Below are 18,023 nucleotides of genomic sequence, written 5' to 3' on the forward strand. Positions count from 1 at the left end.
AACGGCGTGGTCAGAGCCGCGTTGCAGGTCGTGGACGCTTTGAAACGGCTGACCAAGAGGGAAGCCGAGGGCGTCGCGGGCATGAAATCGGGCGCAGCCCGCGCTTCCCGCCAAGTCATCGATGCGCACACGCACGGCGACGCCGACGGTGAGCTCGCGATCCGACGTGCGGCAGGCGGCGATGCCGGGCGGGATTTGTGCCCCCCGCCGCCGGACCGAGCGTCGTTGGCCCAGGCTGTACAGAGACTCGACGCCGAACTGAATCGACGTTTCGGCGAGAGCGGACCGACCGACGAGGAATTGTATGACCTCATAGCCCACCGTCGGCTGTCCCGGCTGGAGCAATACGCCATCATCGACAGAAGAATCGACGAAACAGCGGCTTCCCTCGGCCGGGACAGCGCCGAGTTTCGTGAGCAGATGCGGCGAGAGCTGAAGGACGCGCTGGACGGGAAGCCGTTGGCTATTCGTGTCCGCGAAGACAAACTCCTGGCGATCCTCGCGGAAGGGCGAATCAGGGGCATCCGCAACCCCGTGGGCAATCGCGCCCATGCCGAAGAAGAGTGGTTCGGCCCGCACGTCCATGACAACCCGCCCGTCTACGGCTACGTCGCCGTGGATGGAGTGCGCCCATCACAAGTCGGCATGATCGATGCGTTGTCGGAGCTGAACTACGGCGACAATCAGATCTACCTGAAGCCGGAGGTCCGGTCGAGAACGACCATCACGTTCGGTGACTCGCTGGTGGAGAGGGAGCGGGCGATACCCTCCCCCATAGACAACCCATCGGAATACTCCTATGGCGCCGGAGTGCACGATCTCGCTCCGATCGGCCGTGACTATCTCGGAGCGGATTTTCGCGCCGGCCATTTCTTCGAAGCCCAGATGTTCGATCTGACGACCGCAGACATAGATTTCATCGGGTTGCACCAGCCGCCCAGTGCGGCCATGCGAGAGGCGTTGGACCGATCCGGAATAGATTGGCGGGTGCTGGACAACCGCACGATCGCGGCGGAGGGCAGCCCCGCGGAACGAGCGGCCGCGATCGAACGGACGAGTCAAGACCTGGAGCATCTTCGCCAGGTGCATCCCGTTATGCGCTCGTATGCCGAACCGATCGAAGCCGAGCTGAGGGCCGACCTGCGGGTACTGAACGATTCCGCCGCAGGTGATGGACCGGCCGTGGATCCCGGATAGCGTCGGTGGGGCACCATTCACCGAGCCGACGGTCTCGGAACCTTCCGCCCCGGATGGTAGGCGGACATGAAGCGACCGCCCCGGGGTGAATTACACCCGGGGCGGCCTATTCGGAAGCGACGGTCTCGCGAGCGCGCCGCGTGGCTCTCAGTTCAGTGGCCGAGCCGGCCGCGGCCGAGGCGAAGCAGCAGCATGGCGAGAGTGTGGCCTTCCTGGCCGAGCTCGCTGAAACGCTCCAGCACCTTCATCTCGCGACTGTGCACCAGGCGCGGCCCGCCCGACGCCATGCGCGTCCGGCCGATGATCCGGGAGACTTCCGTCCGACGCTTGATCGCAGCCAGGATCTCCGCGTCGAGGCGGTCGATCTCCTTGCGGAGCTTGTCGATCTCGGCCTCGGTCTGCGGCAGCGCGGACTCGGATCCGGTCGTCGTGGCAGGGGTGCTCATCATTCATCTCCTCGTGTCAGAACATCGATCGGCGCGTGCTCGCGGCTCGTTACCGACCAGTTCTTTCACCGTGAAACAGACCTGGTGGGGCCTTGATTGTCCCCCCAGAAGGTGCGCTCAGGTACAGGCTCCGCGAACCCGGCGTCCGGCTGGCAGCCGAGTCGGATGTCTTGCGAAGACGCTGAGCATGTCGCCAGTGTGCCACGGGCTGGGGGGTATGCAAAACGTATACGTTTGGCAATCGCGCGAGAAACGCAGGTCGTTTCGCCGGTGCTTCCCACCAGGGGGAGTTCATCCGCCGTTCAGTCCGCCGGCGCCGAACCGATACCGATGTCACCCGGGGCTTCATCTCTGTCGGTGGCCGCCGGTAGCGTGGATGGGCGATGGACATCACGGTGGCTCCCAAGACGCAGGCCGGTCGGGTCGTGCACCCGGATCCGAACTCGAAACCGCAGTTCGCCGGCGGTAACGCAGCGGAGGGGTCGCAGCCTGCCGCCATTCCGGAGGCGCCGCCGACGGACGTCGAGCGCGAGCGGCAGCGCGCCGAGCGTGCGCAGCGTCGGGCCGAGGAGGCCGAACGGCTGCTCGACGGCCTGAATCCGCAGCAGCGCGCGGCGGTCGTGCACACGGGGTCTCCGCTGCTCATCGTGGCGGGCGCGGGCTCGGGCAAGACCGCCGTGCTCACCCGCCGCATCGCCTATCTGCTGGCCGCTCGCGGCGTCACCCCGGGCCAAGTGCTCGCCATCACGTTCACCAACAAAGCCGCCGCGGAGATGCGAGAGCGGGTGACCGGGCTGGTGGGTCCGCGCGCGAACAGCATGTGGGTGTCCACCTTCCACTCCAGTTGCGTGCGCATCCTGCGCACCCAGGCCGCGCTGCTGCCCGGGCTGAACTCCAACTTCTCGATCTACGACGCGGACGATTCGCGGCGCCTGCTCACCATGATCAGCCGCGACCTGGACATCGACCCCAAGAAGTACTCGGCACGCCTGCTCGCGACCGCGATCTCGAACCTGAAGAACGAACTCATCGATCCGGCCCGGGCCACCGCGGACGCGGAATCGGACGACACGGAGCTGCCCGGCCTGGTGGCCAAGGTCTACACCGAGTATCAGCGCAGGCTGCGCTCGGCGAACGCGCTCGACTTCGACGACCTCATCGGCGAGACGGTGGCGCTGCTGCAGAACCACCCGCAGGTCGCCGAGTATTACCGCCGCCGGTTCCGGCACGTGCTCGTGGACGAGTACCAGGACACCAACCACGCGCAGTACGTCCTGGTTCGCGAGCTGGTCGGCCACCACGTGGAAGAGGGGGCCGAGGACCGGGTGCCGCCGAGCGAACTGTGCGTGGTGGGCGACGCCGACCAGTCCATCTACGCCTTCCGCGGCGCGACCATCCGCAATATCGAGGAGTTCGAGCGCGACTTCCCCGACGCCGAAACCATCCTGCTGGAGCAGAACTACCGCTCCACCCAGCACATCCTCTCCGCCGCCAACGCGGTGATCTCGCGTAACGAGAACCGGCGGGACAAGAAGCTGTGGACCGATTCCGGCGAGGGCGATCTGATCACCGGCTACGTCGCCGACAACGAGCACGACGAGGCGTCGTTCGTCGCCCGCGAGATCGACCGGCTGGTCGACCAGGGCGAGGCCAACTACGGCGACGTCGCGGTGTTCTATCGCACCAACAACAACTCCCGCGCGCTGGAAGAGATCTTCATCCGGATGGGCTTGCCCTACAAGGTGGTCGGCGGCGTGCGCTTCTACGAGCGCAAAGAAGTGCGCGACATCGTCGCCTACCTGCGGGTGCTGGAGAACCCGGAGGACGCGGTGAGCATGCGCCGCATCCTGAACACGCCGCGCCGCGGCATCGGCGACCGGGCCGAAGCCTGTGTGGCGGTCCATGCCGAGCAGCGCGGGATCGGTTTCGCCGCCGCGCTGCGCGACGCCGCCGAAGGCAAGGTGGCGCTGCTGAACACGCGCGCGCAGCGAGCCATCGCGGCCTTCCTCGATCTGCTCGACGACATCCGGGCGGCGGGTGAGCGAGACGACTCCGACTTTCCCGACGTGGGCAACGTCGTGGAGGCGGTGCTCGAGCGCACCGGTTATCGCGCCGAACTGGAAGCGTCCGACGACCCGCAGGACGGCGCGCGGCTGGACAACCTCAACGAGTTGGTCAGCGTCGCGCGGGAGTTCAGCTCCGAGGCGCACAACAACGCGGAAGCGGCCCGGCAGGAGGGGCTGCTGCCCGAGGTCGGCGAAGGGGAGCCGGAGCCCGGTTCGCTCGCCGCGTTCCTGGAGCGCGTCTCGCTGGTCGCGGATACCGATCAGATTCCGGACGAGGGCTCCGGCGTGGTCACGATGATGACGTTGCACACCGCCAAGGGCCTGGAATTCCCCGTGGTGTTCGTGACGGGCTGGGAGGACGGGCAGTTCCCGCACATGCGGGCGCTCGGCGATCCGACCGAGCTGGCCGAGGAACGCCGCCTCGCCTACGTCGGCATCACCAGGGCGCGGCAGCGCCTGTATCTGACGCGTGCGGTGGTGCGTTCCGGCTGGGGCCAGCCGGTGTCGAACCCGGAATCGCGATTCTTGCAAGAGATTCCGGGGCATCTCATCGATTGGCGCAGGCTCGAGCCCGCCGGCTCGCCCGGGACGCGCGGCATCCGGCGGCGTGGCGGGGACGACGACGGGTTGGAGCGGGACTGGACGCGCGGCGACGGATGGTCGGAGCCGCGGCCCGGCCTGCGGGACCGCGGGCCGCGCAGGCCGGCTCCCGGCGGCGCGACCCGCAACAACACGAACCTGGTTCTCGCGGTGGGCGATCGGGTCAGCGACGACAAGTACGGTCTCGGCCGCGTGATCGCCGCGGAGGGCTTCGGCCCCCTGGCCACGGTGACCATCGATTTCGGCACCGCGGGCAAGATCCGATTGATCCCGCAGTACAGCCGGACCTTGGTCAAGCTCTGACCCGCGCGGGCCTTTGGACCCTGCCCGCGTTCGCCTCGCGCCGGTAGGGTCCGCGACGTGGATTCGATCGCACAGCATCTCCTGTGGTTCCTGCCCATGCTCTGGCTCGGCATGGTGCTGGCCATCTCGTTCCTGGAGGCGCCGCTGAAGTTCCGCGCTCCCGGCGTCACGCTGCCGCTGGGTCTCGGCATCGGCCGCTTGGTGTTCCGCGCGCTGAACATCGCCGAGGCCGTGCTGGCCGCGCTGCTGATCCTCGCGGCACTGATCGTCGGCCCCGGTACAACCACGTGGGTGTGGTTGGGCGTCGCCGCGATGACACTGGCCGTTCAGATCGTGGTGGTGCGCCCGCCGCTGACCCGCCGGTCCGATCGCGTCCTGGCGGGCGAGGACCTGCCGCGCTCCCACGCGCACTACTGGTACATCGGCCTGGAAGTCGCCAAGGTCATCGCGTTGGTCGGCCTCGCGATCGCCGCAGCGCCTTAGGCGCGATCGCAGCGGCCGGTTCTGCCGGTGGTACGTCATTCTGAATCCATGACGATCTCGCTCGACCGAGCCGAATCCGTGGTCGCCGCCGCCCGCCGAGTCGCGGCCGCCCGCCGAGTCGCGGCCGACCGCGCGGAAACGGTCACGATCGCAACCGTTCAGCGTGGCTCACGTGAAGTGTCCGGCTTCATCCGCCCGGCATCGATGAGCGTCTGCCGGGCCGCCGCCTTGCGTGGGCATTGATCGGCTCGGCATGCCCTGTGGCGCTGCATGGTCAGGTGCGCTTCGGCAACGCTCAATGGAGCTTCCGGAGCCTCGTGCGGCCACCCGGTAGGCCACATTCCGGCGTCGGGCTGCTCGGCGCTGATCCGTTCGCGTTGCCGTGCGGCACGCCACTCGGCCGCCACCCGATCGATAATCGCTTGCGCCGACATGTCGTCTTGCTCGCCGTCTCGCCACCAGTCGAACCCCACCGCGTTTCACCCCTGCTGTACTCGCTTGTCGTTTGGGCGCACGCCACCCGGCGGGGTGATGGTCACCGCGAGCCGCTCACGGCTTGCGGTGCGTCCGCTCCGGCAGGGAGGGACGCGCCCGCCGGGTGGGTGCGGCTGCAAGCATCGCGCGGAAAACTCCACTCTGGACTGGGAAAACGGCTACAACGCGTCTACTGATCCGCCTACCATGCACGCATGGGGACGGACGGGGGGTTTCCTCCTGACATCGGGGAACGTCTGCGAGCCGCCAGGCAGGCGGCGGGGTTGTCGCTGGCGGAACTGGCGGCGCGAATACCGTTCTCGCGCAGCTACTTGGGCCATGTGGAGACGGGAACACGCGTCGCCTCCGCCGATGTGGTCGCGGCCTACCTGCGCGCATGCGGCGAAATGACCTGCGACCCTGTCACACTGGTCAGTATGTTGGGCCGCGCGGACGTCGACCGGCGGTCGTTCCTGCGCACCTCTGTCTACAGCGCGGCGCTCTCCGCGACAGCGCTGGTGTCGCAGTCGGACATGGCCCGATTGATCCGAGTCGACGACTCTTCGCACGTCGGCATGACGGAAGTCCGCGCCGTACAGGGGATCACCGACGCTTTCTTGCGTCTGGACGAGGTCAAGGGCGGCGGAATCGGCCGCACCGCCGTCGCGGAGTTCCTGAGTACCGATGTGGCCTCACTGCTGCGGTCACGCTTCGCCGATTCGACGGTCCGCTCTGCCGCGTTCAGCTCTGCGGCCGAGCTGGCTTATCTGGCGGGTTTCAAAGCGCACGACGCGGGGGAGGACGGTATAGCCCAGCGGTACTTCCTCTCGGCATTGCGTCTGGCGGAAGAAGGCCAGACGCCCGGCCAAGAAGCCTGGGTGCTGCGCATTCTGGCCATGCAAGGCACCGACATCGGCCAGCCGAGATTCAGTCCCGCCCTCGCCGAAGCGGCCGTGACTCGGGACGGCGGCCAACTCGCACCGGATGCAACGATTTTGCTGACTATCGCCGTCGCCCGCTGTTGTGCCGAAACCGGCGACCGGGGCGGGGCGCTGGCGGCCCTGAGGGCTGCCGAACCACACGTAACCCCGGACCTCACCAGCGAACAACCGCGTTGGGTGTCGATGTGGTGTCCCAACAAGGGCACGGCTGTGGATCAGACCGCGAAGACATTTCTCGCTCTGGGTGACCTCGCCAATGCCGAACGCTATTACGAACTGGCCACCCACATATGGAATCCCCAGACCCACGCCCGGGTGTGGGCGCTCACCGCCGCCGAAACGGGCCTACTGCGCTGGAAGCTCGGCAAGCACACCGCCGCCGTCGACATGTGGCGGGCCGCCGTACCTGTACTGCACGCCGTCGACTCGGCCCGTGCCGACATCGCCTTGGCCAAGATTCGTCGCACCGCCCCCGAACTGTTCACCGAGGCCATGCGATCCCCGCACGGGGACGGACGGGGGCCTGCCTCCTGACAAGGAAGGTCGCTACGGACTTGCTCGCCAGCACGGCAACGTGACAGCGCGCAGCGCGTCGAAGACGGTCCATGACCCGATTGCTCGATAGTTGCCAGTTCGGATCCACTGGGCATGCCTCCGGCGGGCGTCGGCGTGCCGGAGTTGGATGCGGTGCGGAGCAGTCCGCCCGGGCCACCTGGTCAGTCGCGCTGCGGGCCGAGACTGATGCCGCGGGTGGCCAGCCAGGGCAGTGGGTCTACCTTGTCGACGCCGTTCAGCCAGACCTCGAAGTGGCAGTGCGGGCCGGTGGAGAATCCGCGGTTGCCGATCGTGGCGATCTGATCACCGGCGAGCACGCGCTGGCCCTGGGACACCGTGGCGGTGTCGATGTGGCCGTAGATGGTGACGGTGCCGTCGTCGTGCAACAGGCGGACCCACATGCCGAAGCCCGAGGCGGGACCGGCCTCGATCACGGTGCCGTCGGCGACGGCGTAGATCGGGGTGCCGATCGGGCCCGCGATGTCGATGCCGAGATGCTGCACGCCCCAGCGGGCGCCGAATCCGGAGGTGAAGGTGCCCGCGGCGAAGAACTTGTGGAAGAGCGGGCGAAGCTTCGCGGCCTCCTGGGCGGCGAGATCGTCGGCGTACTTCTGGCCCTTCTGCAGCATGTCGTTGAACTGATCGAGGTGCGCGGGCGAGGAGACGTTCAGCACCTGGGGGGAGTCCGGCGCCGCCGTCGGGTCGGCCACGTTCATCGACTGCGCGGCGATCTCGTGGATTTGACCCGCGGCTTCGTAGTCCACCGCCTGCGACGCCTGCTCGGGCGAGGCGAACGCGGCCTGCCCGGCCGCGACGACCGCACCCGCGGCGACAGCGGCGACTGCCGCGCGCCCCTTCAGCGCGGCGGGCGGCGCGGCGACCCGATGCGCGCCGCCACGCTTGTTCGCGGCACGGCGCCCGGGGATGACGGTCGGCAGAGCGGGGGTGCGCGGCTCCTCGGGAGCCTCGGGCTCGGCGGTCTCGGTCGCCCAGGACTCCTCGGGGGCCCAGCAGCCGGTGTCGGACACCCAGGACTGCTCGTCGGGCGCCCAGGCCTCCTGTTCGGCCCACGCGTCGCCTGCATTCCAGGCGCCGCCGTCGGACCAGGTCTCCTGCTGCGCCCAATTCTGTTGCGCCCACGCGTTGTTCGTGGCCCAGGAGTCGTCGGCGGCCGCGCTCTGATAGGCCGGCTGCTCGTAGCCCGCGTCGTGGACGGGCTGTTCCGCGTCGTAGCCGTAGCCGGCGCCGGTGGCCTGGAAGTAGTCGTACTGCGCCTGCGGCGCGGCTTCGTACCCGGCGTGGTGCTGGTCGAACGAGGGTTCGGCGTGTCCGCTCGGGGCGAAGGGCTCGTCGTCGGGACGGTAACGATGTCCCGTCCGTGAGCGATCAGTGGGAGCGAAGGTGGAGCTGTGGTTCATCGGCGGTGCCACATCGTGAAGCTGGTGGAACTCGGAAGCCGCCTGACCAGCGGCGTCGATCGGTCGAATGCGGAGCGGCTCTCCATCTGCGGAGCGCTGTGCTGCGTCAAAGCTTGCCGTCCTCCTAGTCGTGACCGTGTTGTGACATCGACCGCATTGACGGTAACGAAATGATTGAGCGGCGACAAGCGGTGCGCCTGGTCCGTAACAAACATGTGAGATTGATCACGCTTAGCCCGCGGAATAACTCACTGTTGTATGGGCACTCCGGAGAGGTCTTCCAACGACAATTCGTAGTAGATCGGGGCCGCTCCCGGGTTCGCCCGCTCTACCTGGCGCGGTGTCGGCAACCTACTCGCCAGTAGCGTTGGCCAGCGGTTTTGCCGGTCCGGACGCCACCGGGTGACCTGCGCCACTTAGGATGAACGTGGCCGATTGGCCCTCCATGTGACTGGTTAGAGTCCGACCCGACCCGCTTCCGACGTCGGGCCGCCAACAAAGACGTTGTCATCGCAACGCAGACGAGACGGTGAGTACATGGATCTCTTCGAATATCAGGCGAAGGAGCTCTTCGTTAAGCACGGAGTGCCTTCGTCGGAGGGCCGCGTCACGGACACGGCCGAGGACGCCCGCGCCATCGCGGCCGAAATCGGCAAGCCGGTGATGATCAAGGCCCAGGTGAAGGCCGGCGGCCGTGGTAAGGCCGGTGGCGTCAAGTACGCCGCGACCCCGGACGACGCGCTCACGCACGCGCAGAACATCATCGGCCTGGACATCAAGGGCCACATCACCAAGAAGATCCTTGTCGCCGAGGCCAAGGACATCGCGGAGGAGTACTACATCTCCTTCCTGCTGGACCGGGCCAACCGGACCTACCTGGCCATGTGCTCGGTCGAGGGCGGCATGGAGATCGAAGAGGTCGCCGCGACCAAGCCGGAGCGGCTGGCGAAGGTCCCGGTCGACGCGGTCAAGGGCGTCGATCTGGCGTTCGCGCGTTCGATCGCCGAGCAGGGCCACCTGCCCGCCGACGTGCTGGACGCCGCCGCCGTGACCATCCAGAAGCTGTGGGAGGTGTTCGTCGCGGAGGACGCCACCCTGGTGGAGGTCAACCCGCTGGTGCGCACCCCGCAGGACGAGATCCTCGCTCTGGACGGCAAGGTCACCCTCGACGAGAACGCCGGATTCCGGCACCCGGAGCACGAGGCGTTCGCGGACAAGGACGCGACCGACCCGCTGGAGCTCAAGGCCAAGGAGAACGACCTCAACTACGTCAAGCTCGACGGCGAGGTCGGCATCATCGGCAACGGCGCCGGTCTGGTCATGTCCACCCTGGACGTCGTCGCCTACGCGGGCGAGGGCCACGGCGGCGTGAAGCCGGCCAACTTCCTGGACATCGGTGGCGGCGCCTCGGCCGAGGTGATGGCCGCCGGTCTGGACGTCATCCTGAACGACAGCCAGGTCAAGAGCGTGTTCGTGAACGTGTTCGGTGGCATCACCGCGTGTGACGCGGTCGCCAACGGCATCGTGAAGGCGCTGGAGATCCTCGGCGACGAGGCCAACAAGCCGCTGGTCGTCCGCCTGGACGGCAACCGCGTCGAGGAGGGCCGCAAGATTCTGGCCGACGCCGCGCACCCGCTGGTGACACTGGCGCAGACAATGGACGAAGGCGCCGACAAGGCCGCCGAACTGGCAGCCGCCCGATAACGACGGCCGAGTAAGGACGAAAAGAATGTCTATCTTCCTGAACAAGGACTCCAAGGTCATCGTCCAGGGCATCACCGGCGGCGAGGGCACCAAGCACACCGCGCTGATGCTGAAGGCGGGCACCCGGATCGTGGGCGGCGTGAACGCGCGCAAGGCGGGCACCACCGTCGCGCACACCGACTCCGAAGGCAACGCGGTCGAGCTTCCGGTGTTCGGCACCGTCGCCGAGGCCATCAAGGAGACCGGCGCCGACGTGTCCATCGCGTTCGTGCCGCCGAAGTTCGCCAAGGACGCCATCATCGAGGCCATCGACGCGGAGATCCCGCTGCTGGTGGTCATCACCGAGGGCATCCCGGTGCAGGACACCGCGTACGCGTGGGCCTACAACGTGGAGAAGGGCAACAAGACCCGGATCATCGGCCCCAACTGCCCCGGCATCATCACCCCGGGCGAGTCGCTGGTCGGCATCACCCCGGCCAACATCACCGGCAAGGGCCCGATCGGCCTGGTCTCCAAGTCCGGCACGCTGACCTACCAGATGATGTACGAGCTGCGCGACTTCGGCTTCTCGACCTCCATCGGCATCGGCGGCGACCCGGTCATCGGCACCACCCACATCGACGCCATCGAGGCGTTCGAGAAGGACCCGGAGACCAAGCTGATCGTGATGATCGGCGAGATCGGCGGCGACGCCGAGGAGCGGGCCGCGGCCTACATCAAGGCCAACGTCACCAAGCCGGTCGTCGGCTACGTGGCGGGCTTCACCGCCCCCGAGGGCAAGACGATGGGCCACGCGGGCGCCATCGTGTCCGGTTCGTCGGGCACCGCCCAGGCGAAGAAGGACGCGCTGGAGGCCGCGGGCGTGAAGGTCGGCAAGACGCCGTCCGAGACCGCCGCGCTGGCTCGCGAGATCCTCGAGAAGGCCAGCATCAGCGCCTGATCACTCTGCTGCGCGCACGAAGGCCGCCTCCGAATTCGGGGGGCGGCCTTCGTCATGTGTGGCGGTGGGCTCAGGCTTGGGCAGCAGCCGAGCGTCCGGACCGACCACGCGCGGAATTGTCGATCTGCCAGGGGTTCGGTGCTCCCCTTCGCTCAATACACGACAGAGCCGGGCGGATGGTTCATCGACTCGTCACCGGGAATTCCCCGCCATTGAGAATCCACCTGGTGTGAAAAGTGCCATCGCGGGCAACAGTCTCTGAGAGCGGTAGGTGGTCTCGTTGCGGACTCCGCGCCGGACGCCTGCCGCGACCTGCCGGAATATGGGCGAATCCGCTCGTTCCGGCCGTCGCGGCGGGATGACCTGGGCGAGGGAGTGCAGTAGCGTCAGAAGTAATCCAGCCGTGAAGACCATGTACGACTCGATTTAGGAGACGACGACATGTCCTACCCGACCGGGGGCTCCGGGTACAACGCACCCGCGCCCTCAGCACCATCCAGCCAGAGCCCGGCCACGGGTGGTGCCACCTCAGGTTCGAGCGCTACCGGTTCCGATGCCAAGGGTCTGCCGTTCTTCCTGGTGGTCGGCGTAGCGGCGCTCGGCGTGATCAACTTCCTGCTCGGCTTCCTGCCGTTCCTCGGCAGCAAGCCGATCGATGTCGGTGGCCGCCGGGTCAGCGCGCAGGAGACGGCCAACCTCTTCGAGGTGGCCTCCGGTACGCCGCTGCTCGGCATACTGCTGCTCGGCGGTCTGCTCGCCGGACTGTCGTTGCTGCCGAAACAGAACTGGATCGGCGCGGCCGCCGCGGCTTCGACCGCCGGTTTCATCGCGCTGCTGTTCCAGTCGTTCAACTTCGGTGAGGGCAGCGAGCTCGAGGTGGGAGCGTTCGTCCTGCTCGTGCTGGCCTTCGTGCAGGCCGCCGTGGCGATCGCCGCGACGCTGTTCGAGACGGGCATCCTCAAGGCGCCCGCGCCGCGCCCGGCCACCGCGCCGAGCGGTTTCGGCCAGGGTGGCTACGGCCAGCAGCCGCCGTCGTACGGACCGGGACAGCAGCAGTCCTACGGCCAAGGGCAGCCCGGTTACGGTGCGAGCCCATACGGCCAGTCCGGCTACGGCGCCCAGGCCGCGCCGCCGCAGTTCCCGTCCCAGGCGGGGCAGCAGTCGCCGTACGGGCAGAGCCAGCCCGGCTACGGTCAGGCGCAGCAGGGCCAGTCCTACGGTCAGCAGCAGTCCCCGTACGGCCAGAGCCAGCCGACCACGGCTTACGGCGCGGCCCAGCAGCCGGGTTCGCCGTACGGCGCCCAGCCGCGCCCGGACGAGAGCGCGACCCAGCACTTCGGCGGCCAGCAGCAGTCCGGCCAGCAGTCGCCCTATGGTTCGCCGGGCTACGGTCAGCAGCAGGCCCAGCCGAGCCAGCAGAACAAGCCGTTCGGCGGCGAGCAGAGCGGTGACCCCTCGTCGGACGCCACCCAGGCGTTCCGCCCCTCGGAAGACAACAACAAGTAGGAATTCAGCGGCGTCCTCCCCGGGGCGGCCCTCGCGTGCCCGCGGCGCGCCTGACCCGCGCACGCCGGGGAGGATGCCACGCTGAAATGCCATGAGCTCCTCCAGAAACTCCTCGACCCGCCGGATCGGCGGGTCGCGCGCCTCGCAGCCGGACCCCGATGCGGAGGAAGCCGGGTTTCTGTCGCTCACCCCGGAGCGGTCCAGGGTGCTCATCGCCGTCGCGGGCCGGCCGTCCGCCTTCGGGCTGACCGCGCTCGTCGTGCTCGTGCTCGGCACGCTGCTGGCGGCGGGCAGCGATCTCGACGGCGCGTCCGGCGCGGTCGCCGCGTCCTGGTTGGCCGTGCATCAGGTGCCGTTGGTGATCGGCAAGACCTCGCTCGGGCTGCTTCCACTGTTGCCGACCGCCCTGCTGGTCTGGCTGGCCGCGCGGGAATCCGCACGCGCCGTCGAACCCCAGTGCACCCGGGCTGATCTCGGGTGGATCGTGGGCGCGGCGGTGGGCGGTCCGCTGCTGGTCACCTCCGTCTGCCTCGCGGTGACCGAAGACGCCTCCGGGGTCGTCGCGCTGCAACCGCCGAACACCCTCGCCGCGTTCGCGTGGGTCGCGGCGCTGTATCTGCTGGCCGCCGCCATCGGTATCGCGGTCCGCCTGCGACAGCGGCTGTTCGCGCTGCTGCGCCTGCCCGACTGGGCGCTCTCCGGCCTCTACGGCGCCGGCCGCTCCACGGTGCGGCTGTTGGTGTGCGCGACGGCGGTGGCGGTGATCTCCTTCCTCGCCCACATTCCACGCCTGGGCGAGATGTACCGATCGGCGGGCGATTTCGGTGGCGTCGTGGGGCTGACCCTGCTCTCGCTGGCCTACCTGCCGAACTTGGTCGTCCAGACCGTCGGCGTGCTGGTCGGTTCCAGCGCGCAGATCGGCGCGGCGTCCTTCGGGGTGTTCTCGGTGGTCGGCGGCCCGATCCCGGCGTTTCCGTTGCTCGCCGCGGTGCCGACCGGTCCCGCCGCGGGATGGTGGCCGGTATTGCTGCTCATCCCCGCGGCAGTCGGTGTGCTCGGCGGGCTCGACCTCGCGCGCACCTCCACCGACCGGATCACCGCACCGTGGGCCACGGTCACCTCCGCCGCGCTCGCCGCGCTGGCGCTGACGGTGGCCGGGATGGTCGCGGGCGGCCAACTCGGCGAGGTCGGCCGGGTCGGCCTGGACCTGCCAATCTTCACCCTCGTCGCGTTCGCCTGGCTGGCGATTCCCGGCTACGCGGGGCTCGCTTTCGCGCGCTGGTTCCTCGTGCCGGTCGGCATCCCGCCGGGCGACTACGCCGATCCGTACGACGATTACTCCGACGAGGACGACGCGGACTACGACGACGCCTATTACGACGACCGCGACTACTACGAGGACGACGACTACCACGACGACGACCACTACGACGACGACCACTACGACCACTACGACCACGACCAGCCGGAGCTGGAGGGCCCGCTGGACGCCGAACTCGTCGACGAGCCGCCCGCGATCGAGACCCGCGTCCGGTACCACGACCACGCCGGGGCCGACATCGTGGACGCCGAGGTGGTCGAGGCGGACCTGCCGGACAGTGACCGGGTGGACGGTCGTTAGGCTCTAACCCGGCGGTGCCGCATCCGTCCGCCATCCGAACGATCAGGGAGTAGAGCGCTGACGCCCTCGCACGCCTCGTGGAAGCCCGCAGCTACGCCGGCCGCCGTCGTCGCGCTGGCGTCGGGCACCGGCTCGCTGCTGCGCGCCCTGCTGGACGCCACGGCCGCGCCCGGTTACCCGGCGAAGGTCGTCGCCGTGGGTGTCGACCGGCTCTGCGCGGCCACCACACACGCCGACGCCGCGGGCGTGCCGCATTTCCGGGTGTCGGTGAAGGACTTCCCCGACCGCGCCGCCTGGGACGCCGAGCTGACCGAAGCGGTCGGCGCGCACAACCCGGATCTGGTGGTGTCGGCGGGTTTCATGCGATTGCTCGGCCCCGCTTTCCTGGACCGTTTCGGCGGGCGCATCATCAACACCCATCCCGCCCTGCTCCCCGCCTTCCCCGGCGCGCATGGTGTGCGTGACGCGCTCGCCTATGGCGCGCGGGTCACCGGCTGCACCGTGCACCTGGTCGACGAGGGCGTGGACACCGGGCCGATCCTCGCGCAGGAGGCGGTGACGGTGTTGCCGGGTGACGACGAGGCCGCCCTGCACGAGCGCATCAAGGTTGTCGAGCGACGGTTGCTGGCGGAGGTCGTCGCCGCCGTCGCGACGCGAGGCATTGTCTCCGACGGACGAAAGGCAGTTATCCCAGATGAGCGAGTTCTCCGGTGAGTGAACGCAAGCCGATCAGCAGGGCGCTGGTGAGCGTCTACGACAAGACGGGGCTGGTGGAGCTCGCGACCGGTCTGCACGCCGCGGGCATCGAGTTGGTCTCGACCGGGTCGACCGCGGGCCGGATCGCGGACGCGGGCATCCCGGTGACCAAGGTCGAGGACCTGACCGGGTTCCCGGAGACGCTCGACGGCCGGGTCAAGACGCTGCATCCCCGGGTGCACGCGGGCATCCTGGCGGACTCGCGCAAGCAGGAGCACGTCGACCAGCTCGTCGAACTCGGCGTCGAGGCGTTCCAGCTGGTGGTGGTCAACCTCTACCCGTTCACGCAGACCGTGGCGAGCGGGGCGACCCCCGACGAGTGCGTGGAGCAGATCGATATCGGCGGGCCCTCCATGGTGCGCGCCGCGGCGAAGAACCACCCGTCGGTGGCGGTGGTCGTCGACAGCGGCGACTACGACGACGTGCTCGCCGCGGTGAAATCCGGCGGCTTCACGCTGGCCGAGCGTACGGCGTTGGCGGCCAAGGCGTTCCAGCACACCGCGAGTTACGACGTGGCGGTCGCGAGCTGGATGACCAACGTGCTCGGCGCCGGTGACGCGGCGGAGGACACGGAGACCCGGTTCCCCGGATGGCTCGGCGGCACCTGGGAGCGGTCGGCGGTGCTGCGCTACGGCGAGAACCCGCATCAGTCCGCCGCCCTGTACGCCAACGCCGACGGCAGCCCGGGTCTGGCGCAGGCGCGGCAATTGCACGGCAAGGAGATGTCGTACAACAACTACGTCGACGCCGACGCGGCCTGGCGCGCGGCCTATGACCACGAGGCCCCGGCCGTCGCGATCATCAAGCACGCCAACCCGTGCGGCATCGCGCTCGGGGGCGATATCGCCGAGGCGCACCGCAAGGCGCACGCCTGCGACCCGGTGAGCGCGTACGGCGGGGTGATCGCGGCGAATCGCGAGGTCACCGTGGAGCTGGCCGAACAGGTCGCCGAGATCTTCACCGAGGTGATCGTCGCGCCGTCCTACGCCGACGGCGCGGTGGAGGTGTTGCAGCGCAAGAAGAACGTGCGCATCCTCGTCGCCGAGGCGCCGGTGCGCGCGGGCGCCGAACTGCGCCCGATCAGCGGCGGGGCGCTGCTGCAACAGCGTGACGTGCTGGACGCGCCGGGCGACGACCCGGCGCACTGGACGCTGGCCGCGGGCGAGCCCGCCGACGCGGAGACGCTCGCCGATCTGGCCTTCGCCTGGCGCGCTTGCCGGGCCGTGAAGTCCAACGCGATTCTGCTCGCGCACGACGGCGCTTCGGTCGGGGTCGGCATGGGGCAGGTCAACCGCGTGGACGCGGTCGGCCTGGCGGTCCAGCGGGCGGGAGACCGCGCCAAAGGTTCGGTGGCGGCCTCGGACGCCTACTTCCCCTTCCCGGACGGTCCGCAAACCTTGATCCAGGCCGGTGTGCGCGCGATCGTCCAGCCCGGCGGCTCGGTTCGCGACCGGGAGACGATCGACGTCGCGCGGGAGGCAGGCGTCACCCTCTATCTCACCGGGGCCCGTCACTTCGCCCACTGAGATCGGTAGTGCTGCAACGCCGCGTCGGATCGAAGTCCGGCGCGGCGTTTCCGTTCCTGCGGACAGAGTGGGGACGCGTATTGCCCGATGGAACGTGAACCCCGTTGTGGTGCAGTGTGGTAACCGGGTAGCTACCTGCTTCGGTGCGAGGACGGCGAAAGCGGATCCGTGCCGGTACGGAGCCCTCTGGCGTCCTAGGCGGCGCTGAGCACGGTGCGGTTGCCGAGCGGTTCTTTCAGCGGCACCGCCAAGGTGCCGAACACCGCGATCATGGTGCACATCCGGCCGACCGCCTCGGCGCGGCTGCCCGAGCGCAGTTCGACGGTGACCGTCGACGCGGTCTCGGTGACCGTGGCGTCCACGCCGTAGCACTCCGGCGAGCCGGTCTCGAAGTTCACCGCGATCTTGTTGTCGCCCAATCGAGTCCACGATTGGAACGGGATCGGATGCGCACCCACGATGGTCGGATCGGCGGTGAACTCGTTGCCCTGGTTCCCGCGCGGATCCTCGGTCGGCGTGCGCGGCGCCGCGCTCGGGGTCGCGCTCGTGCTCGGCGGGTTCGCCTCGTCGTCCGAGCCGCCGCAACCCGCGGTGGCGAGACAGGCGAGCACTACGGCGACAGCTGTGGCGGCGCGTCCGGCCTGGATCCGATCCATACCGACACCCTAGTCCGGACGCTGGTTCGGGTATCGCCACGGCGGGAGCGTCGCGCCTGGGACGAACCACACAGTGAACGTTCCGCGAACCGTGCGCGTAATGGCTCCGAAAAGCATTCGCGGGCAGTAAGTTCTGCGGGGATGTGCGCCAGAGCTGTTGCGGCGCTCATCATGTCGGATGCTCTACCAGCTCTTTCGGAAAGGAAGTATCGTGGCCGACACGCTGCGCGTAGGGGAAGAACTCGGGCGGGGTCAATCCCTCCAGGGCAGGGCTTACACCCTCACCCTGCAGGACGACGGCAATCTAGTGCTGTCCGAGCCGGGCGGGAATGTAGTGTGGGCCACCCAGACGCACGATCAGGGTGTGGAGCGAGCCGTGCTGCAGGACGACGGCAACTTCGTGCTCTACAAGAGCGACGGCGCCGCCTGGGCGACCGAGACCAACGGTCAGGCGGCCGAGCGGCTGGTCGTACAGGCCGATCGCAATGTGGTGCTGTACGGCGCCGACGGCGGCGCGCTGTGGGCCTCCGGCACCCACACCGACACTCCGCTGCCCGCCCCGGAGCCGGCGGCGGAACCGGTGCACGAGCAGGTCGCGGCCCCGGCCGCGGAGGAGGTGCCGCCTCCGCCGCCCGCCCCCGAACCGCGCATCTACACCGTCGAGCCGGGTGACACCCTGTGGGCGATCGCCGAGCGCTTCTACGGCGACGGCAACCGCTACCAGGAGATCGCGGACGCCAGCGGCATTCCCGACCCGGACGCGATCAACCCCGGCCAGGTGCTGACCATCCCGTGAGCCGGATTCGGTAGCGACGACGAAGACCCCCGGTG

General features: G+C 68.8%; 14 protein-coding genes and 1 pseudogene. 12 read left to right on the plus strand and 3 right to left on the minus strand.

Features of this window, described 5'->3' with window-relative positions; all coding sequences use genetic code 11:
• Positions 1-6: 6 nt before the first annotated feature.
• Complete coding sequence (locus tag ACWEKR_RS05635) at positions 7-1,197, plus strand: hypothetical protein (protein ID WP_452353487.1); 1,191 nt, start codon at positions 7-9, stop codon at positions 1,195-1,197.
• Between the two features lie 152 nt (positions 1,198-1,349).
• Here the strand turns inward: ACWEKR_RS05635 and ACWEKR_RS05640 are convergent, their stop codons facing one another.
• Positions 1,350-1,643 carry a chorismate mutase gene (locus ACWEKR_RS05640; RefSeq protein ID WP_159843126.1) on the minus strand — a complete coding sequence of 98 codons (294 nt, stop codon included), beginning with the start codon at positions 1,641-1,643 and terminating at the stop codon, positions 1,350-1,352.
• Positions 1,644-2,026: 383 nt separating this feature from the next.
• On the opposite strand from ACWEKR_RS05640, the gene pcrA reads away from it, so the two are divergent.
• From pcrA to ACWEKR_RS05660, 4 genes are all read left to right on the plus strand, one after another.
• Positions 2,027-4,612: a DNA helicase PcrA gene (gene pcrA / locus ACWEKR_RS05645; protein WP_452353488.1), complete on the plus strand. Its 2,586-nt coding sequence runs from the start codon at positions 2,027-2,029 to the stop codon at positions 4,610-4,612.
• A gap of 96 nt (positions 4,613-4,708) precedes the next feature.
• On the plus strand, positions 4,709-5,095 hold the full coding sequence (locus ACWEKR_RS05650) for a hypothetical protein (protein ID WP_452353795.1): 387 nt from the start codon (positions 4,709-4,711) through the stop codon (positions 5,093-5,095).
• Between the two features lie 48 nt (positions 5,096-5,143).
• Complete coding sequence (locus ACWEKR_RS05655; protein WP_452353489.1) at positions 5,144-5,338, plus strand: hypothetical protein; 195 nt, start codon at positions 5,144-5,146, stop codon at positions 5,336-5,338.
• Between the two features lie 446 nt (positions 5,339-5,784).
• Complete coding sequence (locus tag ACWEKR_RS05660; RefSeq protein WP_452353490.1) at positions 5,785-7,044, plus strand: helix-turn-helix domain-containing protein; 1,260 nt, start codon at positions 5,785-5,787, stop codon at positions 7,042-7,044.
• Positions 7,045-7,226: 182 nt separating this feature from the next.
• Here the strand turns inward: ACWEKR_RS05660 and ACWEKR_RS05665 are convergent, their stop codons facing one another.
• The gene (locus ACWEKR_RS05665) at positions 7,227-8,483 is read right to left on the minus strand and encodes a M23 family metallopeptidase (protein WP_452353491.1); all 1,257 of its coding nucleotides are present in this window, start codon (positions 8,481-8,483) and stop codon (positions 7,227-7,229) included.
• A 537-nt stretch (positions 8,484-9,020) separates the two neighbouring features.
• On the opposite strand from ACWEKR_RS05665, the gene sucC reads away from it, so the two are divergent.
• The 6 genes and pseudogenes from sucC to purH all read left to right on the plus strand — a co-directional run bounded on the left by sucC (position 9,021) and on the right by purH (position 16,536).
• Positions 9,021-10,187 carry an ADP-forming succinate--CoA ligase subunit beta gene (sucC, locus tag ACWEKR_RS05670; RefSeq protein WP_195085538.1) on the plus strand — a complete coding sequence of 389 codons (1,167 nt, stop codon included), beginning with the start codon at positions 9,021-9,023 and terminating at the stop codon, positions 10,185-10,187.
• Positions 10,188-10,212: 25 nt separating this feature from the next.
• Complete coding sequence (sucD, locus tag ACWEKR_RS05675) at positions 10,213-11,127, plus strand: succinate--CoA ligase subunit alpha (protein ID WP_159842880.1); 915 nt, start codon at positions 10,213-10,215, stop codon at positions 11,125-11,127.
• Between the two features lie 441 nt (positions 11,128-11,568).
• Positions 11,569-12,633 (plus strand): DUF5336 domain-containing protein, encoded by a 1,065-nt coding sequence (locus ACWEKR_RS05680; RefSeq protein WP_452353492.1) that lies wholly within the window; start codon positions 11,569-11,571, stop codon positions 12,631-12,633.
• Positions 12,634-12,880: 247 nt separating this feature from the next.
• A pseudogene (locus ACWEKR_RS05685) lies at positions 12,881-14,254 on the plus strand (cell division protein PerM); the annotation flags it as partial.
• A gap of 57 nt (positions 14,255-14,311) precedes the next feature.
• Positions 14,312-14,968, plus strand: coding sequence for a phosphoribosylglycinamide formyltransferase (purN, locus tag ACWEKR_RS05690; RefSeq protein WP_195085770.1), 657 nt, complete (start codon positions 14,312-14,314; stop codon positions 14,966-14,968).
• Positions 14,965-16,536, plus strand: a complete 1,572-nt coding sequence (gene purH / locus ACWEKR_RS05695) for a bifunctional phosphoribosylaminoimidazolecarboxamide formyltransferase/IMP cyclohydrolase (protein ID WP_452353493.1) — start codon at positions 14,965-14,967, stop codon at positions 16,534-16,536. The genes purN and purH overlap by 4 nt, the downstream gene beginning before the upstream one ends.
• A gap of 194 nt (positions 16,537-16,730) precedes the next feature.
• On the opposite strand, the gene ACWEKR_RS05700 is transcribed toward purH, so the two are convergent.
• Positions 16,731-17,192, minus strand: coding sequence for a hypothetical protein (locus tag ACWEKR_RS05700; RefSeq protein WP_452353494.1), 462 nt, complete (start codon positions 17,190-17,192; stop codon positions 16,731-16,733).
• A gap of 211 nt (positions 17,193-17,403) precedes the next feature.
• Between ACWEKR_RS05700 and ACWEKR_RS05705 the strand changes: the two genes are divergently transcribed.
• Positions 17,404-17,988 carry a LysM peptidoglycan-binding domain-containing protein gene (locus ACWEKR_RS05705; protein ID WP_452353495.1) on the plus strand — a complete coding sequence of 195 codons (585 nt, stop codon included), beginning with the start codon at positions 17,404-17,406 and terminating at the stop codon, positions 17,986-17,988.
• Positions 17,989-18,023: the final 35 nt, after the last annotated feature.

It is taken from the genome of Nocardia sp. NPDC004573 (genome assembly GCF_053602135.1).